At 43.6% G+C, this 19,742-nt stretch carries 16 protein-coding genes and 3 tRNA genes; 6 read left to right on the forward strand and 13 right to left on the reverse strand.

The features are described from left to right. Positions 1-124: 124 nt before the first annotated feature. The 13 genes from AB5123_RS04150 to AB5123_RS04210 form a co-directional block, all read right to left on the reverse strand. Positions 125-430 (reverse strand): hypothetical protein, encoded by a 306-nt coding sequence (locus AB5123_RS04150; protein WP_022288700.1) that lies wholly within the window; start codon positions 428-430, stop codon positions 125-127. Between the two features lie 1,046 nt (positions 431-1,476). Continuing rightward, complete coding sequence (locus AB5123_RS04155) at positions 1,477-3,735, reverse strand: DHHW family protein (protein ID WP_368364545.1); 2,259 nt, start codon at positions 3,733-3,735, stop codon at positions 1,477-1,479. Between the two features lie 14 nt (positions 3,736-3,749). After that, complete coding sequence (locus tag AB5123_RS04160; protein WP_117863096.1) at positions 3,750-5,171, reverse strand: MBOAT family protein; 1,422 nt, start codon at positions 5,169-5,171, stop codon at positions 3,750-3,752. Between the two features lie 251 nt (positions 5,172-5,422). Continuing rightward, positions 5,423-6,196 (reverse strand): DUF4261 domain-containing protein, encoded by a 774-nt coding sequence (locus AB5123_RS04165; RefSeq protein ID WP_022287580.1) that lies wholly within the window; start codon positions 6,194-6,196, stop codon positions 5,423-5,425. A 211-nt stretch (positions 6,197-6,407) separates the two neighbouring features. Continuing rightward, positions 6,408-8,138, reverse strand: coding sequence for an ATP-binding protein (locus AB5123_RS04170; protein WP_038670506.1), 1,731 nt, complete (start codon positions 8,136-8,138; stop codon positions 6,408-6,410). Positions 8,139-8,165: 27 nt separating this feature from the next. Further along, the gene (locus AB5123_RS04175; protein WP_022287583.1) at positions 8,166-8,843 is read right to left on the reverse strand and encodes a response regulator transcription factor; all 678 of its coding nucleotides are present in this window, start codon (positions 8,841-8,843) and stop codon (positions 8,166-8,168) included. An 18-nt stretch (positions 8,844-8,861) separates the two neighbouring features. Further along, positions 8,862-10,643 carry a Na/Pi cotransporter family protein gene (locus tag AB5123_RS04180; protein WP_256321940.1) on the reverse strand — a complete coding sequence of 594 codons (1,782 nt, stop codon included), beginning with the start codon at positions 10,641-10,643 and terminating at the stop codon, positions 8,862-8,864. Positions 10,644-10,802: 159 nt separating this feature from the next. Further along, the gene (phoU, locus tag AB5123_RS04185) at positions 10,803-11,462 is read right to left on the reverse strand and encodes a phosphate signaling complex protein PhoU (RefSeq protein WP_117924141.1); all 660 of its coding nucleotides are present in this window, start codon (positions 11,460-11,462) and stop codon (positions 10,803-10,805) included. Between the two features lie 36 nt (positions 11,463-11,498). Then, entirely contained in the window at positions 11,499-12,254 is a 756-nt protein-coding gene (gene pstB / locus AB5123_RS04190) for a phosphate ABC transporter ATP-binding protein PstB (protein ID WP_022287586.1), read from the reverse strand. A 3-nt stretch (positions 12,255-12,257) separates the two neighbouring features. Then, entirely contained in the window at positions 12,258-13,103 is an 846-nt protein-coding gene (gene pstA / locus AB5123_RS04195; RefSeq protein WP_333632546.1) for a phosphate ABC transporter permease PstA, read from the reverse strand. A gap of 5 nt (positions 13,104-13,108) precedes the next feature. Continuing rightward, positions 13,109-13,945, reverse strand: a complete 837-nt coding sequence (gene pstC, locus AB5123_RS04200; RefSeq protein WP_302836653.1) for a phosphate ABC transporter permease subunit PstC — start codon at positions 13,943-13,945, stop codon at positions 13,109-13,111. 206 nt (positions 13,946-14,151) lie between these two features. Beyond that, positions 14,152-15,021 carry a substrate-binding domain-containing protein gene (locus AB5123_RS04205; protein ID WP_046441753.1) on the reverse strand — a complete coding sequence of 290 codons (870 nt, stop codon included), beginning with the start codon at positions 15,019-15,021 and terminating at the stop codon, positions 14,152-14,154. Positions 15,022-15,323: 302 nt separating this feature from the next. Further along, positions 15,324-16,295, reverse strand: a complete 972-nt coding sequence (locus AB5123_RS04210; protein WP_287209911.1) for a hypothetical protein — start codon at positions 16,293-16,295, stop codon at positions 15,324-15,326. A gap of 390 nt (positions 16,296-16,685) precedes the next feature. Between AB5123_RS04210 and AB5123_RS04215 the strand changes: the two genes are divergently transcribed. The 6 genes from AB5123_RS04215 (at position 16,686) to AB5123_RS04240 (ending at position 19,703) form a co-directional block, all read left to right on the forward strand. Continuing rightward, positions 16,686-16,762, forward strand: a tRNA-Pro gene (locus AB5123_RS04215). 98 nt (positions 16,763-16,860) lie between these two features. Beyond that, positions 16,861-16,936: transfer RNA gene (locus AB5123_RS04220), tRNA-Thr, on the forward strand. Positions 16,937-16,957: 21 nt separating this feature from the next. After that, a tRNA-Tyr gene (locus tag AB5123_RS04225) sits at positions 16,958-17,042 on the forward strand. Between the two features lie 306 nt (positions 17,043-17,348). Continuing rightward, complete coding sequence (locus AB5123_RS04230; RefSeq protein ID WP_368364546.1) at positions 17,349-17,615, forward strand: DUF4314 domain-containing protein; 267 nt, start codon at positions 17,349-17,351, stop codon at positions 17,613-17,615. A gap of 53 nt (positions 17,616-17,668) precedes the next feature. After that, positions 17,669-18,940 (forward strand): DNA (cytosine-5-)-methyltransferase, encoded by a 1,272-nt coding sequence (gene dcm / locus AB5123_RS04235; RefSeq protein WP_368364547.1) that lies wholly within the window; start codon positions 17,669-17,671, stop codon positions 18,938-18,940. Next, positions 18,933-19,703, forward strand: a complete 771-nt coding sequence (locus AB5123_RS04240) for a phage antirepressor KilAC domain-containing protein (RefSeq protein ID WP_181987075.1) — start codon at positions 18,933-18,935, stop codon at positions 19,701-19,703. The genes dcm and AB5123_RS04240 overlap by 8 nt, the downstream gene beginning before the upstream one ends. The last annotated feature ends 39 nt before the right edge of the window (positions 19,704-19,742 follow it).

A 19,742-nucleotide genomic window follows, 5' to 3' on the forward strand; every position in this document is an offset into this window, starting at 1 on the left:
ACAAAACATGATAACAACAGCCGCCACCGTCCTGAATTTTTTCATAACGCTCAACCTCCAGCCTATCTCATATTATCCAAAGCCATACGGCAAACCTCGTCCGTTAGCTTCACCTTACCCAAACCTACAGCACACAAACCACAAACCAGTACACATAAGGTACCAGCGTCATAACAATATCATAAACTGCAAGAATTTTTCCCGACAGAGCATGACCATTCGCCGTACCCTTTTTCCAAACCAACAAACTGTACAGCACGCTCACCGCAATATGTATCAAACCACAAGCAAAAATTATCCAATGAAAAACACCGTACTGAAACTTCCCCTCACTGCCTGTCAGCTCAAAGCTAATGATTATCACCCAGCCCAAAAGGTCATTTCCCAGACCACTGATAACATGAGCCGCTATAGCCAAAAATTTCTTCATAAGCATACCCCCTATGCCAAAAGCATCTATTTTTTATTTTCTGATAGCTCACATTTTATCATCACCCTGCACAAAATTCACCCCACAAACTTGTGCAAACAAATGATTTATCTTTTAATTTGGCAATATTTCTGCAATTGTTGCATTTTTTATGCAACAAAAGTGGTGATTTTCAGGATAAGTAGAAAGCGTTTTGATACTTGCGGGCACGTACAAGCCCTGCGACTTAGTGAATACGATGAGAGATTCTGGAACAGGCTGTAGAGTACTTGTGTCAAAGCGTGAGTGTGCATTGCGGTATTTTGTGTATACGCAACCAAGGGCATAATCCCCAATGTCACACCCCGAACGCAACTTGAAAATTGAATATAAATACAGCTAAAACACGAAACCTATGGCAACAAATCTGTAGGGGCGAACAGCGTTCGCCCGTCGAAGAAACAAGTCCACGATTACAACCATTGTAGGACAGAACAAAAAACTATCCTATCACGCTTGTAGGGGCTTGGCGAAATTTCTGTTCGCAAGCTCACAGAAATGCGACAGCCCGCTCGAAGTGACGAGGTTTGAATTTACCATAAAGTCATGCAGATGTACAAAGACGTGCGAGGGGGTCGGGACGTCGGATTTCTGCAAAGCAGAAATTGCGCCGTTCCCCTACAATTCTGAAATTATAACAAATTCTGAACACGGGCGAACGCTGTTCGCCCCTACAGTTATTCGGGATAGTTTATCTTGCCGCAAAATCGCTCCGCTCTTTGCGTATCTACGTTTTGCTATGGGATAGAAAAGCGGTGCAGATTTAATTCTCCGATATCACTTTTATCTGATATTTGACTTCTATATGCTATTTTTCATTAAATCTGCACCTTGTCGGCTTGCGCCGAATGAGGCTCTGCCTCATACTCCGCTAGGGGCTTTGCCCCTAGACCCCACAAGCCCTCTAGCGCCGGGCTTGAGCGTGCGCTTTATCTCTCGCTTCGCTCGGTGCTTGGGGGCAGCTTTGCTCATTCCTCATTCCTCATTCCTAATTCCTCACTTAGCTCCTACTGTATCCTAATATTATTCAAACAATCCACCTTATTAGGCGTTGAACAGCTCGTCAACGATATTGCAAACAGCAGGTCTGTGCAGCTCACTTCTTTACAAAAATCAATAGCGTTTATATCAAAATATCTGAAATCACAAACATAGATTTTTGAGAAGCCATGGGTGAAAAATGGTATCAGAGCATTTCCAAAGCTGTCTTTGAACACCACAAGCACTCTGCCATTGTCCACGCCCGTGTCTATCTCAGCTATCTCCTGATCCACGTTGAGTATCGCAGAATAGCAGTTCACGCCCTCTGCATAGTCAAAAAACAGCGTAGACTCCACAGGGTTTTTAAACTCCGTATCATAATACTTTACCGTCAGATCATCATTATTGTCAGGCTTATAGTAAATGAACTTGTCAGGATATTTTTTCAACTCACTGTTGTAATTGCTATAAGCATACATCGTTCCCACAAAGCCGTCTATCTCCCATTTATCGTAGGTATCAAGGTCTGGAAAATCTATTCCCGACTGATCGGCAAAAACCTGCGCCGCATAATATGCTCCCAAAGGCTGCCAGTGATGATCCGTTCTTGAGTAGATATATTCCTTTGTATGCTCAGCCAGAGCGTCATAAACATCAGTGTTGATTATTCCGTTAAGACCTGCGGCAATGTTGTCGATATTGTCTTTCTGATCTGAAACAGCGTCCTTGAGATTGTTCGGCATATAATAAGCCGCCGAAGTCGGTATAGACATATTGTATACGTTCACGCTGTCCCCAAGGTCAGCCTTCCATTTGTTTATGGTGTTCGCATACTTGTCGCCGTTCTCGAACGTGCCATAGTATGCACCCATTGCACGGACGTTTTCGCCCTTGCCGGATACTATAACGTCACCCTCCCACTGACCGTCGTCAAGATTGTCAGGCACGTCAACTACCTTTTCGCTTTCCGTTAATTTTTTCGTAGTTGTGCTTGTGTCGGTGGTCTTTGTATCCGCAGTGGTGGTGGTCCTCGAACCTGTAAAAGCCGTTACAGTTGTTGTTTTTGCGATCTTATCCTGATCCAGCTCTTCTTTTTCCACCGTTTTGAAATCGCCAGTTATAACAGTATCGTTGAGCTTTATTCCAAGCATATTCGTGAAATCAGAGCAGAAAGATTTAAGCTTTTCTCTGTTTGGAACAGTGTCGGTAAAATATTCGGTTATTCCGCTTGTGAAGTCACCGTCAAAATATGATGACAGCGAAAATTTCGGAAAAGTCGCAAGGTTTCTGTTTTCTGACTGTATAAAACCGCTTTCACGCTTCATCACAAGCAGTGCCGCAAACACGCCGAAAACAATAAGCAGGCAAACAACAGAATTTATAACATTAAACTCCAGCTCGTGAATATTGTTTTTCTTAGCCTTTTCACGTTCCTCACGACGTTTTTTTGCCTTTTCGATGCCTTTTCTGTAAGCTTCCTCTGCCTTAGCGTCGCTTTCTTCTTTTTCCACAGGATCAGGTTTCGGCTCAGATTTAGGCTCAGCCTTTTTTTCAGCTTTCCTGACAGGCTCCTGCTCTTTCTTAACAGGCACTCTGACATTTATTGTCGCCTCTACCCTGCTGGGCTTCTGAGCATTCTCAGGCTTTTTCTCAGGGCTTCTCTTGTCGATTATCTCGACCCTTTTTCCTGCGATAACAGGGCCTTTATCCTGTGCCGCTGCGTCATATTCCCTATAATAGCTGTCAGGGATCTTCAGCACGAAATTCTTCTTATTCGGCAGCTTTTTCACAGTTCCGTCTGCTGAAACTGCCACAGAGATCTCTTTTTTAGTGCCGTTTATGTGATTTTTCTCTTTGGAAAATGGGATAATGACCTCATTATCAGAAGCCTTTTCCTCAGCATTTTTCTCCTGAGCTTTTTGTACAGACTGAGAATTTTCAACTTTTTCAGCTTTTTTCTCAACTTTTTTCAATGCTTCTTCATTATCATCATCAGTATTTAGCCATACGCTTTTCTTTGGCTTCAAAACAGGCTCGTCCGTCCAAATGCTGTGGCTGAGAGCCTTGTTTTTTCTGACTATTTTTTCCACTATCTCGTCATGGACAGTGGAGCTTTTCTCCGTTTCGTCAACTTTTGCCATGCTGACAGCTTCAGGCTTTTTCTTTTCCTCGCCTATAGGCTTTCCACCGAAAGTAACGCTGTCAAGATACTCTGTATAGGCTTCTGAAAGAGCCTTTGTATCAGGCAGTTTGAAGTCCTTTTCAAAATCTTTATTATTTGCCATACTCTTTCACCTGCCTAAAATCTGAAATACAAGAACGGATTGTTTGTTGTGTTCACAAGCAGAACGCTTGAGAGAACAAGTATTGCCGCATTGCATAGGATACCTGCTGACTGCATAAAATAGGCTGTACCCTTTGCAGAGAGCGCCTTTTCTTTGATCTTTGGTATAACAGGCATTGTGAAAAGTACTGCCGCTGCAAAAAGCCAGATATTGTTCATGAAAAGGTGCTGTGTAACTGTGTCGGTCAGCTTGTTTCCATTTGCGCCAACAAGTGCCTTGAAGAACGTACCCAGCGAGCCGAGGTTCTCAAAATAGAATATTCCGAAACCTATGAAAATAACAAGCTTTGTATAGATATGTGCAAGGGGTACAGGCATTTTCTTCATGCGCTTTTTGCCTATGAGCATTTCAAAGAATATGAACATTCCATAGTAAAGTCCCCAGAAAACAAAGTTCCAGCTTGCGCCGTGCCAAAGTCCTGTGCAGAACCATACAAGGAAAAGTCCTCCGTATTTTCTTCTTTTGCCGAAGATAGGGAGATAAAGCACATAATCTCTGAAAAATGAGCTAAGGGAGATATGCCACCTCTGCCAGAACTCTGAGATAGTTTTGCAGATAAAAGGGTATTTAAAGTTCTCATCAAAGTGGAAGCCGAATATCCTGCCAAGACCGATAGCGATATCTGAATAGCCTGAGAAGTCAAAATAATACCACAGACCCACAAGAATTGCGCCGAGCCATGTGCCTGCCACAGAGAGGGTCTTTATATTTTCATAGCCGTTTGAAGCAGAGCCGAAAAGGGCTGTTACAATAGTGCTGAGATTATTTGCGATAATGACCTTTTTGCCAAGTCCGAGGATTATTCTTGAAAAGCCGTCGGAGATATCCTTGGCGGTGGTCTTTCTTTCGTTTATCTCCTCGCCGATAACGGAGTATCTTACGATAGGTCCTGCAACAAGCTGTGGGAACATGGATACATACAAAAGAAATCTGCCGAAGTTTTTCTGCGGCTTGACCTTGCCCCAATAGCAATCGACGGTATAGGAAATAGTCTGGAACGTATAGAAAGAGATACCGATAGGCAAAACGATATTAGGCACCGGTATGCCTAGACCGAACCAATTGTTGAGATTTTCCACAAAGAACGCCGTATACTTGAAACCGAACAGCACTCCAAGGTTAAAGACAAGCGACCATGCAAGCGCTGCTTTTGCCTGCCAGCCTTCGGGGTGTTTTTCTATCACCCGACCATTTATGTAGTCCACAAGGGAGGAAACTATGAGGATACTAACCCAGACAGGCTCGCCCCATGCGTAAAAGATAAGTGAAAACACCACCAGCACTGCATTTCTTATGGCTGTACTGCGTGTGATAAAATAGCATATCAGGCACACAGGCAGGAAAAAATACAAGAAAAATAGATCTGCAAATACCACAACAAAACTCCTAACAAAAATTGATAAAACAGCCATTGTCGGCTTATTCCGACAAAAGGCGATACACATTTAAGTATATCACTGAACAAACTAAAAGTCAATTAAAACAGAGGTCTGCGGAAAGTTTTTCGGTTATGCACAAAAAAAGCCGCACAAATTGTACGGCTTAGAAATATCTAAAAATCATGTGCAAGTGACCGATAACGGGCAAACAATGTCCGCCCCTACAGAAAGTCACGCAGTTACGCTGTTTAATACTTTATTTTCAGGGTCTTGCCCGGAACGCTCACGCCGTCTGACAGAGTGATAGGGAGCTTTTGCTCCTCAGAGAAGCCGATAGTTTCGCCGTCTTTAAGCTCAACGCCCTCAGAAAGCACATACTCGGAGATAGAAAGCAAAAATCCAAGCAGGTCGTTAGGCTGTTTTGGAGAGTCAACTATTTCCATTTCCTCATATCCGAAAAATCTCATGCCTGATGTGAAAGCACAAAGACCTGTTTTAGCAAGATACATACCTGTGTAGATAAGAATAGGCATCGGATACTCGCCGTCTTTGATAGTTTCGGCGAAGTTCACATAGAAATTCTTCTCATAAACTGTCGGGTCTTTATAGATACCGATAGCGTTATCGAGCTTGAGCAGAGAGCTTGCCACCTTTGCAAAGAGGATAGCCTGTTCAACAGCGCTTGTTTTATTCATTACAGCGAGCATAACATGAGCCTGATGCTTAGCGACCTCGTTTGCGCCCTCTTTCCAGAGAATGTTATACTTTGCCGCATTTTCAGCTTCCTTGTTAGGAACTGGGTTAGGCATAAGTGAGCAAGCGACCACCATATCGCCAACCTTGAATACCATAGCGTTGTCTTTTACATCGTCCTGCGGAACGATATTCCAATCGTCTTTCAGAAACTTTTTAAATCTGAGCCAATCCATGTTAGCGTCTGTGTAGAGAACGAAGCCTGCAAGGACGTTGCCTTCCTTTTTATCGTCCTTGGTTTCCTGAACGTTTTTGTTTTCTTCTGACATTTTGTTACCTCCATAAGATAAAGTCTGTTGAGGTCATTATAGCACACTTAGTGAAAAAATGCAACAGGGGGGAGGTAAATGAGGAGTGAGGAGTGAGGAATTATGGTATCGCCTGCGGCGATGATTTTTTGACCATGCTTTATCACACATTTGTATACCATGTACCTGCACAAAAACGCCGTTCCGACTTCTCGTCAGAACGGCGTGGTTATTATTCTGTTACCGCTGTTTCCTCAGCCTGCTGTGTTTCAGGCTCGTTGAAAGGCAGCTTCACTGTTATGGTAGTTCCCTTTTCAAGCTCGCTTTCAAGGGATATCTCACCGCTGTGATATGCGACTATATGCTTTACTATAGAAAGCCCTAAGCCTGTGCCGCCTATCTTCTTGGAACGGCTTTTATCAACTCGGTAAAAACGTTCAAAGATTCGGCTTTGATGTTCGTCGGATATACCTATGCCTGTGTCGCTGAACACTGCCACGGCTTTGCCGTCCTCTATGCCGACCGTTACTTTCAGGCTTCCGCCCTCATGATTGTACTTTATGGCGTTGTCCATGAGATTTAAAAACAGTTCTGTGATGTAGCTCTGATTGCCGTATATCTGAACAGGTTCGCCCTCAATGGTCATTGTGACCTCTCTATTATCTGCCTTGTGACGGAGTATCTCCTCTACGTCATGGGCGGTTTTCAGCAGGTCTATCTTATCGTTTAAAACGTGTTCCTGCTCCTCTATCTGGGAAAGCCTTATAATATCGTTTATAAGATACAAAAGTCTTTCGCTTTCACGATATATCATACCGCCGTATTTCTTCACGTCCTCTTCCTTGGTGAAAATGCCGTTTTCAAGAAGCTCGCCAAAGCCTTTTATGGTGGTAAGCGGAGTTTTAAGCTCGTGAGATACGTTGGCTGAGAAGTCACGGCGTATCTGCTCGCTTTGTATCTCCTCTGTTACGTCAACAAAGAAGATTATGATACCAAAATCAAGGGTATTTTCGCTGTAGACCTTATTTGCAAAGGTACGGTAAAAACGGCTTTTTTCTGTGATGATACCTTTTGCTGCACCGCTTTCCTTGGCTTCTTCAAGCAGACCTATGATCTGCTGATCGTTTGTCATATGGTCTATCTTGGTATGCTCCGTAGGATCAAAGCTGTTGCCGAGAATTTTCAAGGCACTCTTATTTACCGAAAGCACTGTCATGTCCTCGTCAAGAAGTATCATGCCCTCAACCATATTTTCAGTGATAAGTGATATTTTTTCTCTCTCTGCCTTTATTTTATTCATGTTCTTATGTATTCGTCCCATAAGAACGTCCGCATTTTTTATGATAGGTTCAAGTTCTTCATAAGGCGTTTCAAACTGACCGATATTCTCGTTCCTCAGGTCAAGCTGTTTTACAAGGGAATTTATCGGCTTTATCATGCTTTCTGAAAGCTTTATGGAGATTATGGTGGTGATAAAGATTATTCCTCCTGCGAACACCACCAGCATTGGTATCACTGCAAGGAACACCCCTGCAAGGTTTTCCTTATCTGTAGAAAATCTCAGCACACCGCCGTCATATTTTATGGCATAATAATATGTAGTATATCCAAGGGTTTTGGAAAATCTTGTGAATTCGCCCTCGTCATTTGCCATAGCCTCTTTGAACTCTTCACGGTCGGAGTGGTTTTCCATTTTGGCGGGATCTGCTTCAGAGTCATATTTTACATTGCCCTGTGCGTCGATAAAGGTGACACGGACATCATATTCTACTGATCTTTCCAAAATATCAGCCATTTCTGAGGGTTTATTGTTTCCTGCGGCAACGAGCTTTGCAGCGGATTTAAGCTCATTTTTAGTGAAACGCTGATAGGTAGAATAACCAAGAGAGCCTGCTACTAAAAGGAAAAACAGCACTGTACATGAAACAAGTATCGTCATGACTTTATAGAGTTTTTTCTGCATATGCTGTTCCTCCTTATCTGAAAATTTTTATATTTTGTAGCCTATGCCACGGACTGTTTTGATAAGATCCGTACAGCCTGCGGCTTCAAGCTTTTGTCTGAGGGTCTTGATGTGCATATCAACAGTTCTTGTTTCCCCTGCAAACTCATAGCCCCAGACCATTTCCATAAGCTTATCACGGCTCACGGCTATGGACTTATGGCGCATAAGATACATCAAAAGCTCAAATTCCTTATAGGTCAAAACGACCTCCTGACCGTTATATGTACAGATACGTCTTGATGCGTCAAGGGATACGCCCTGTTCTTCTATGACATCGGCTTCGGCATTCTGCTTGCCTGCACGTCTTAAAACGGCTTTTATTCTTGAAAGCAGTTCCATTACGCCGAACGGCTTTGTTATATAGTCGTCTGCGCCCATTTCAAGACCTGACACCTTATCAAGCTCGCTTGATTTTGCGGTAAGCATTATAACAGGAACGTCCTGAGTGTGGCTGTCTTTTTTGAGCTTTGAAAGTATGGAATATCCGTCCTCGTCAGGAAGCATTATGTCAAGAAGCACCAGCGAAGGCTCTTTGTTTCTTATCTCTTCATAAAACGGTTTTGCTTTTGGAAATGCTTTCACCTCATATCCGCCTGATTTAAGTGCGCAGGATATAAGCTCTCTTATTCCGTCATCGTCTTCTACACAATATATAAGTGCCATAGATCTTACCCCTTTTCGTTAAAACTCTTTAGCAGGCAGAGCGTATTTCTCGCTGTAGCGTTTGACCTGTCCGTCAAAGCCCTCGCCTGAATTTTTAAGCATCTGAACATACTCGTGGACGTCAAAGCTTTCGTCGTTTTCCTGTATAAGACAGACCGCTATATTTGAGCAATGGTCTGAAACTCTTTCCAAATTTGTGAGCAGATCGGAGAACACAAAGCCCATTTCTATGGTACACTCGCCTGTCTGAAGCCTTTTTACATGGCGGTTTTTAAGCTTTGTTCTTATCTTATCCACCACTTCCTCAAGCGGTTCAACTCTTGTGGCAAGCTCCAGATCGTGCTTTTCAAAGGCTTCCATGGCGATATCCAAAACATCTCTTACGGCACTGCACATGACTTTTACTTCGGCTGTTGCCTGTGATGTGAAATTCAAATCCTTCTGCTGTTTTTCCTCGGCAACGGACACCATATTCATGGCGTGGTCGGAGATACGCTCAAAGTCGCCTATAACATGAAGTATAGTTGAAACTGACTGAGAATCCTTTGCAGAAAGATCTCGGCTCGAAAGCTTTACAAGATATGTGCCGAGTCTATCCTCATAGAGGTCGACGGCTGCTTCATTTGCGGCTATCTGCTCTGCCTTTTCCTTATCGTACTTATCGACGCAGATGCTCATTGCCATGTCTATGCTTTCTTTTGCTATCTCGCCCATGCGGTTTGTAAGCTCTCTGCACTTTTCAACTGCAAAAGACGGTGACTGGAGAAATCTTTCGTCAAGAAGCTTGAACTGCTCTTCGATATTGTCCTTATTTCCCTCCCCCTCTTTGTCTTTGACAGTGAGGTAGGCAAGCTTTTCAAGGACTTTGATAAATGGCAGAAGCACGATAGATGTTGACAGGTTGAATATAGTATGCACAATAGCTATCTCCTTTGCGCCCACAACTCCGTCAACGAACGAGAAGCCGATAAAGGCATTGAGCAGATAGAATAATGTCAGGAAAAGCACTGTTCCTATCATATTGAAATAGAGATGTACGACTGCAACACGCTTTGCGTTCTTGCTTGTGCCTATTGATGAAAGCAGTGCTGTTACGCAAGTACCTATATTCTGTCCTAAAATTATAGGAAGCGCTGAACCGAAGGTTATTGCACCTGTGGCTGAGAGAGCCTGAAGGATACCAACGGAAGCAGATGAGGACTGAATGATAGCGGTAAGAAGTGCGCCTGCAAGAACGCCCAGAATAGGGTTTTTGAACCAGAGAAGCACTTCTGCGAACTCAGGAACGTCTTTAAGAGGTGCGACTGCACCGCTCATTGAGTCCATTCCGAACATGAGCACTGCAAAGCCTACGAGTATAGATGCGATATCCTTTTTCTTATCGTTTTTGGAGAACGTCAGCATTGCAACGCCTATTATCGCAAGGATAGGCGAGAACGAGGACGGCTTGAGCATTTTTATAAGAAAGCTGTCACCGTTAAGTCCTGACAAAGACAATATCCACGCTGTTACAGTAGTACCGATATTGGCGCCCATTATAACGCCTATGGCGGAATGGAGCTTCATGATGCCTGCGTTTACAAAGCCCACCAGCATTACTGTGGTGGCTGAGGAGGACTGAATGACCGCTGTTACAGAAAGTCCAAGCAACATTGCCTTGATAGGGTTTGAGGTGAGCCTTTCAAATATTTTTTCAAGCTTTCCTCCTGCGAGTTTTTCCAGCCCGTTACCCATTACATTCATTCCGTAAAGGAACATTGCAAGACCGCCTATAAGGGTCAGAACATTAAAAATCGTCATACTGACACTCCCTGATAATAATTTTACACTATTGTTACAATGTTTACAATGAACATTATACAACATAATTGTAAAATAACAAATCAGGCTGAGTAAAATCTGAGTAAAATCGTACAAGAAGAGCAAAAAGGCGGTATTTCCGCCTTTTATAATGATATTTTACATGATTCTTTCTGTTTTATGGACGCCTGTTACGGAGAATACCACCCATTCTGCGATATTTACCGCATGGTCACCGATACGCTCGAAGTATTTTGCCACCATGAGGGTATCTATAGCTTTTTCGCTGTTTGCTTTATCGGCTGCTATCTCGTCGATTATCTTATCCTTGGTCTTTACAAAAAGCTCGTCTATTTTATCGTCAGAGCTTATGACCTTTCGGGCGAGGTTCTCGTCGTCGTTCACATAGGCGTCGATAGCGTCGTTCACCATTTGTGTGGCGGCTCTTGCCATTTCACTGATATCGCTAAGATCCCATTTCTGCTTTTTCTTTATAAGCTGGATATTCAGATCTGCAATATCTGCTGACTGATCGCCAACACGCTCGATATCGGTTATCATTTTAAGTGCAGCGGACACACGTCTGAGATCCTCGGCAAAAACAGGCTGTTGCTGCAAGAGCAGGTTAAGACAGATCCTCTCTACCTCACGCTCCGCCTCGTTTATCTTGGCGTCAAACTCCACCGTTTCACGGGCAAGCTTTGTATCCTGCTCTTCAAGAGATTTTATTGACATTGCGATTATCTGCTCTGTCATTGCTGCCATAGAAAGCAGCTTTTTGTTAAGCTCGCTGAGCTTATTGTCAAAATTCGCACGCATAGATATTTCTTCCTTTCACCTATATTTCCAAAGCGTTTATCCGAAACGTCCAGTGATATACTCGAGAGTTTTCTGTTCCTTAGGATTGGAGAAGATACGCTGAGTTTCGTCGAACTCGACTATCTCGCCATGGAGGAAAAAGGCTGTTTTATCGGATATACGGGTCGCCTGCTGCATATTATGGGTGACGATAACGATAGTGTAATTCTTTTTAAGCTCTGTAGCAAGCTCCTCTATTTTGATAGTGGAGATAGGGTCAAGGGCTGATGTAGGCTCGTCCATAAGAAGCACCTCCGGCTTTACGGCGAGTGCTCTTGCGATACAGATACGCTGCTGCTGTCCGCCTGACATACCCAGGGCTGACTTTTTAAGTCTGTCCTTTGTTTCGTCCCACACGGAAGCCTGACGGAGAGTTGTTTCGACTATCTCGTCAAGGTCGGCTTTTTTCTTTATGCCGTGAGTTCTTGGGCCGTATGCGATATTATCATATATGGACATCGGGAAGAGGTTTGGTTTCTGGAAAACCATTCCCACACGCTTTCTAAGCTCGGTTATTTCCATATCTTTATAGATATTCTCCCCGTCAAGGGTAAAATCGCCTGTTATCTTACAGCCCTCTACAAGGTCGTTCATACGGTTGAGGGATTTAAGAAGAGTAGATTTTCCGCAGCCTGAAGGGCCTATAAATGCGGTTATCTCCTTTTCGGCTATGGACAAGTTTATATTTTTGAGAGCCTGAAAATCTCCATAAAAGAGATCGCAGTTTTTCACCTGCAGTTTTGGCTGTGTCATTTATTAGTTTCCTCCTTTGGAAAGCTTTCTGGCAACAAGGGACGCAAGTCCGTTAAGAAGCAGGACTACTGCCAGCAGGACAACTGCTGTAGCGCTTGCTTCGTTCATATAAAGTCCCTCGTTTGAAAGTGAATACATATGGATAGAAAGGGTACGTCCTGAGTCTGTAAGGCCTGCATACTTGGCGATAGTTCCTGCGGTATAGATAAGGGCGGCTGTTTCGCCGAAAATTCTTCCCATTGCAAGGATAATGCCTGAGAGGATACCGCTTATTGCAGGAGGCAGAACGATAACGAAGATAGTTCTGAGCTTTCCTGCGCCAAGTCCGTAGCTGCCCTCACGGAAGCTGTCGTCTACAGATTTCAGCGCTTCCTCGGTAGAACGGATTATAAGCGGAAGCACCATTATCGCCAATGTGCAAGCGCCTGAGAGCATTGAGAGCTTCCAGTTAAGGGCAAGCACAAAGAACATATTTCCGAAAAGTCCGTACACTATGGACGGGATACCTGAAAGAGTTTCAGTAGTAAGTCTTATGACTCTGACGAATTTATTGCCTTTCTTTGCATACTCAACGAGATATATTGCACAGAATATGCCCAGAGGTGCGGCTATTGCCAAGGACACCAGAAGCATTTCAAAGGTGTTCACGATAGCGGGGAGCATTGACACGTTCTCGGTGGTATAGGTCTTTGCGAAGAGGGACGGTTTCAGATAAGGAACGCCCTTTATCACCACATAGCCCACGATAAGAACGAACACGCTTATGGTAAGCACAACTGCTATTTTGGTTAGGATATTAAACACCAATGACATGGGGTGTGTTTTATAGGTTTTCATTCTGTCTGACATTTTTATCACCCTTTATCCTTTCTGTTTGTGACAAGGTTAAAGCAAAGGTTCAGAAGAAGAATGAACACGAACAGCACAACGCCTGTTCCGATAAGAGCGTCATAGTGAAGTCCCTCGGCGTAGCTCATTTCGATTACGATATTGCCTGTGAGGGTACGGACGCTGTCCAGGAGGGAGTGTGGAATGATAGTGGAGTTTCCTGCTATCATGATGACTGCCATTGTTTCGCCTATTGCTCTGCCCACTGCGAGGATAACGCTTGCGAGTATGCCTGACTTTGCGGCAGGGAAAACGACTGTTGCCACTGCTCTTTCGTGTGTTGCGCCAAGGGCGACTGCGCCCTCATAGTAACTGTCAGGAACGGCTTTAAGTGCGCTCACGCTCATGCCCACGATAGTAGGAAGTATCATGATACCGAGGATAATGGAAACTGTAAGCACGCTGTTTCCTGTTCCACCGAAAAGGTTTCTTATGATAGGAACTACAACTACCATGCCGAAAAAGCCGTATACAATGGACGGTATGCCTGCAAGAAGATTTATTGGAGGCATGAGCCACTTGAAAAGCTTTTTAGGACAGAACTTTGCCATAAATATCGCTGTTAAAAGTCCAATCGGCACACCAATTATTATTGCTCCTGCGGTGCAGTAGAGAGAGCCGACTATCATAGGGAAGATACCATATGAAGCAGGGACGTTTCTAGGACTCCAGTCTGTTCCGAAGAGGAAGTTTCCCACGCCTATTTCGGCGATTGCAGGACAGCCTTTAGCGAACATGAAGATACATATTACTATTACTGCCGCAACTGAAACGCAGGCGCAAAGGAAAAACAATGCTTTCATCGCTTTCTCAAGCAGGTGGGAACTTTGTTTTGCTGTTGGCTTCTGAGCGGCTGTATTCGCTGCCACCGCTGTGTTTTCCGTCAACGTAATTATCACCTCTGAAAATTTTTCACTTGTTTTTTTGCTCAGACAAAGGGGGCGACAATTTGCTGTGCCGCCCAAAGTTTTGTCTTGTGCAAATCTTTATGGAGAATTAACTTGATAGCTTATTTGCTTTCGTCAGACCATGTTGTCTTTGAGCCTGTATAGATAGCCTTTATCTCGTCCATTGTGATATCTTCAACTGCGTTATCCTTATTTACGATAACTGCGATAGCGTCCTGAGCGATAGTTACAGACTTGATACCCTGTGAAAGCTCGTCGTCTGAGATATCTCTTGAAGCCATACCGATATCAGATGTGCCGTTGATAGCATCCTTGATACCTGTTGAGGAGTCTGACTGCTGAACGTCTACTGTTACGTTTGTGTTTGCCTTCTGATAAGACTCGGCGAGCTTTTCCATAACCGGTGTTACTGATGATGAACCGCTGACTACTACCTTACCGGAAGCGTTGTTTGAAGCGTAAGCTGCTGCGCTCTTGTCGATCTTTATGTAGCCTGCCTTTTCGATGATATCCTGACCCTCGGAGCTGAGGATATAGTTCTCAAAGTCCTGAGCGGCGTCTGACAGTCCGTCTTTAACAGCGATATTGAAAGGTCTTACTATTTTATAATCACCGCTTTCGATAGTTGCCGTAGAAGGCTCAACACCCTCTACTTTAAGAGCCTTTACTGTATCGTTCAGTGAGCCGAATGAAATGTAGCCGATAGCGTTCTTATCTCCTGACACCTGAGTAAGCACAACGTCTGTTGACTTACAGATAAGGGCGTCTTTCTTTGTGTTATCGGTCTTGTTGCCGTTAGAGTCTTTTTCCTCGATACCTGTCAGCTCGATGAATGCGCCTCTTGTTCCTGAGCCGTCCTCACGGGAGATAACTGTGATCTTATCTGAGCTTCCTCCGCAGCTTGCGAGCATTGTGGCTGCAAGTGCAACTGATGTAAAGATCGCTGCCAGTTTTGATGTTCTTGTTTTCATGATATAAAACCTCTTTCTTATACTTGCCCTTTGGGCTTTTTGATTTGCACCTTTTCTCTCTGCACCCTGTGTGCAGGTCTTCATGTTATTTCTATTCAGGTGATATACTTATGATACATCAGCATTGTAAAATCAGTAACCGAAGTAAAGTAAAGTCATTGTAAGATGTTTGCAAAGGAATTTACACACAAAAACGGGCTTTACACTGCTATGCACAATGTAAAACCCGTTTGTATAAACAAAAAAAGTGCGTTCTCACAAGGAAAACGCACTTTGTAAAATTGGTGATATTCTATTTAAAATCAGTAGCTCTGTACAAGTACAACTGAGCCGTCTGCCTTATTATATGCGGCGCTGTAGCCATGACCGTCTTCTGTAAAGACGTAATAGTACATGAAGCCTGCGTCCTCAGTTCTGTATTCATATGAAGACACCTTGCCGTCTATCTGAGCTGTGATAGCGGCGACAGCCTTTGCAGAATCTCCGCTCTCGGCTGATGCAGTTGTTGTAGTTTCGTCAGGCTTTGAATCTGCTGTAGTTGTGGTAGTTGTTGTAGTTTCTGTATCTGAGGCAGTTGTTGTGGTAGTTGTAGTTGTTTCTGTATCAGGTGCAGAGGTTTCAGTGGCTGGTGTTGAGCTTTCGTCAGCCGGCTGTGAGGTAGTGGTATTTGTGTCGGTAGAAGCTGCACTGCTCTCGGTATCGACGAACACGCCTCCCTTACTGTCGTCATCAGCGGCAACAGTTGTTTTTGGCTTTGTAGTAGTAGTGGTCTTATTATTTGTTCCGCCAAAGCCGAAGATCTTATAGCCTGCAACTATAGCAAGAATGACCACCACAAGTATACCAACTGTGATAGTGGCAGTAATTGCAAAGAGCTTCTTTCTGGAAGCGTCATCGTTATCCTCTGTATCATCATCGGAATAATCGTTTTCATCGTCAGGATAACCGCCATTATCATAATTATCCTGATAATTCTCAGAGCCGTCATTATTATCATGGCTATCAGCTATTGGTGTGGAGAAAAACTCTGTAGGCTCTTCCGGCTGTTTAGGCACGGTAAAAGCTCTTGTTTTCTCTTCATACTCCTGTGCCTCCTGCTTTGTGAACACTCTTGTTCTGTCAGCATCGTCAGCAGAGGTGAAATTCTGTTCCTCCTGCTTGCTGTCTTCCGTAACAGGCGTGCTTTCGTCTATAAGCAGGTTATGGCAATACTTACAGAGTATTGCTTCTTCGGATATTTCCTTATGGCAAAAAGGACATTCCTTTGTTTTCATTTTTACTTTCCTCCCGAATATTATCTGTTAAATATAATGATAACACAAACCATTTTAAAAATCAACAGGTTTCACCAAAATATCATCAAATTATACCATTCTTTTAAAAAAGGCTCTTTTATGGACATTATTTTTGATGTTTTCGTATGATATCACGGTATGATTTGTTGAGAAATAACATTTGTGTCGCTCTCAAGAAAGACTTAATTGTGCAAGTATACAAAGTGGCAAAAAACCTATTGACAAAACGGGCGTTGGGGAGTATAATAATTAAGCTGTCTGATGACGCAGACAAATGCTTCACAGAAACATCTATGAAGCTCAAGGCACACAAAGCTTGGAACTTTTCCGTGGCTGGAGACTTTTCCCCACCGTGTGCAACGTCAACTACGAGGCGTAACTCAGTTTGGTAGAGTGCTTGGTTTGGGACCAAGATGCCGCAGGTTCAAGTCCTGTCGCCTCGACCACTTTATTAAAAAAATGAAAACAAAATAAAAAGTGCTTGACAAGTGCTTGGAGATATGATATAATAGATATCGTCAGTTTGACAGATCAAGCAAAACAAGCTGGTGTAGCTCAGTTGGTAGAGCAGCTGATTTGTAATCAGCAGGTCGGGGGTTCGAGTCCGTCCACCAGCTCCATTATTTTGTTTTCATTCATATGGGAGAATTCCCGAGTGGCCAAAGGGGGCAGACTGTAAATCTGTTGCTTCTAGCTTCGGTGGTTCGAATCCACCTTCTCCCACCATACTTGTGCAATAAAATAGATGCACACCTCGAAAAGCTCGTATTTACGAGCTTTTTTTGCGTTTTGAGGGTAAAAATTTCAGGTGTAAAACCGTGGATGCTTTTTCGTAAAAAAAGGATCTGAACCCTCAACAATTAAACATCGTCAAACAAAGCGGCAGACTTTGAGCAGATTTTGCTCTGAGCCTGCCGTTTTGTTATGAAAAAAATTCACAAAGTTTTAAAGGCTGTTTTGTCTATTGTCACGAATTTAAGTGACGATGATAAAACAGCCTTTTTTCATTTGTAGAAAAAGGAGGGATGTGTAATGTATTACGATCAAAAGAAAGTTGAACGGCTGAAAGAACGGTATCCCGAAGGAACTCGTATCTGTCTTGACCAAATGAACGATGATCCATTCCCTGTTGAGTCCGGTACTCTTGGCAAGGTCGATCACGTCGATGATATCGGCACTGTGCATTGCGTTTTTGATAACGGAAGAACGCTCGGAGTTATACCAGGCGTGGACGATTTTCACGTTATCAGAGAAGAATCGGAACAAACTGAGGAAGAAGAAATGAATATGTCAATGTAACGGTCAAGTTAAGAAAGCTTGGCCGTTTTTTATTGCAGAAAGGAACGTGATAAATGATAAAGTATTTCGATATCTTTGCAGGCATCGGCGGATTCCGTTCGGGACTTGAAAAAGCAGGAGGCTTTGAGTGCGTCGGGTACTGCGAGATTGACCGATATGCTAAAAAAGCATACGAAACAATGTACGATACGGAAGGCGAGGTGTATTACGATGACGCAAGAAAAATTGACCCAAACGAACTGCCCGATCTCGACCTTATATGCGGAGGATTCCCTTGCCAAAGCTTTTCAATCGCTGGAAAACGAAAAGGATTCAGCGATACCCGAGGGACTCTCTTCTTTGAGATCGCCAGGATTGCCGCCATTAAAAAACCTAAGTATCTGCTCCTTGAAAATGTTCCCGGACTCCTATCACATAACGGGGGCAGGACGTTTGCGACCATCCTTAGTACGTTGGATGAATTGGGGTACGATGTCGTATGGGAAGTGCTTAACAGCGCAGATTTTGGTGTACCCCAATCCCGAAAAAGAGTGTATATTATCGGATTTCATAGAGAAAAGTGTTCCGGAAAAGTATTGTCTTTCACAGACGCAAATCCAAAAACTCTTGTCAAAAGGATTTCAGGCAGAGAGGGAAACAGAGTATATTCAGCCGACGGACTGAGCATAACCCTTACAAGTCAGGCTGGCGGTTTTGGAGGGAAAACAGGTCTTTACGAGATAATCGGTCTGCCGATAAAATCAAAAACTAAGTCAGGCTATCAGATAGCTCTGCCCGGAGATAGCATCGACCTTGCATATCCAAATATGAATTCAAGGCGTGGGAGAGTTGGCAAGGAGATAGCTCATACCCTTACAACAAGCTGTAATCAGGGGTATTACGCATTTGGGATAGATATGAATCCCGACTCGAAGGTCACAGAGCTTGCAAGATGTATAACCGCAAGGCAGGACAGCGGGATAGGTCATCATAAGGGTGAAAAGTCGGGAGTGATACTCGTTACCGAGCCAATAGCTGTGCTTACCCCTGCAAAGGCAGAAGTAAGACAGGAGGGACGAAGATTTAAACTTCCCAACGAGCCTATGTTTACGATAACTGTAACGGACAGACACGGCGTTGTGTACTGCGGGTATATCAGAAAGCTTATGCCTTTGGAGTGCTGGAGACTGCAGGGCTTTACCGATGAGCAGTTCAACAAGGTCAAGGCTGTGGGAATGTCCGACGCACAGCTTTACAAGCAGGCAGGAAATGCGGTGACAACTAATGTTATCGAGGCTCTGGCAAAGTATATTTTAGATATCGAAAAGGAGAATGCAAATGGATAATATGGTAAAAACATTTGTGAATGAGGAGTTTGGCTCGGTGAGAACTATCGAGGAAAACGGAAGGGTGATGTTTTGTGGAAAAGACGTGGCTCTCGCATTGGGGTATAGCGATACGAACAATGCGATAAAAACTCATTGCAAAAAAGATGGGGTGGTGATTCACCACCTCATAGATTCAATGGGCAGAAAGCAAGGTGCTAAGTTTATTTCTGAATGTAATCTTTACAGACTTATATCTCACTCCAGACTTCCCTATGCTGAGAAATTTGAAAGCTGGATATTTGATGATGTCCTACCGACTATCCGAAGAACAGGCGGCTATGTTTCAAACGAAGAAATGTTTATTGAAAACTACCTGCCCTTCCTCGACGAACCGTACAAAAATCTTTTCCGTCTGCAAATGACGTTTATCAGCAAATTGAATGAACGGATCAGAAATGATAAGCCTCTTGTGGATTTTGCTCTGCACGTTGCCGACAGCGAGGATCTCATAGATATGAATGCTATGGCAAAGCTTGCGGCTGATAAAAATTTCAATATCGGCAGAACAAGACTGTTTCGCTGGCTGAAAGAAATGGGAGTGCTTATGTCAAACAATCTGCCGTATCAGAGATATATTGACCGCAGATATTTTGTTGTAAAAGAGTCGGTGTTCGAGGTGGAGGGTATGAAAAAGACTTATCGGCAGACGTTTGTGACGGGAAAGGGTCAGCTTTTTATCATAGGTCTGCTGAGAAAATATTACGGAAAGGAGATGTCGTGATGTCCAAAAAGCCAAAATGTCCGCTGATAGGTCAGGACG

It is taken from the genome of Ruminococcus sp. RTP21204st1_B2_RTP21204_210225 (assembly GCF_040914135.1).
Taxonomy (GTDB): domain Bacteria; phylum Bacillota; class Clostridia; order Oscillospirales; family Ruminococcaceae; genus Hominimerdicola; species Hominimerdicola aceti.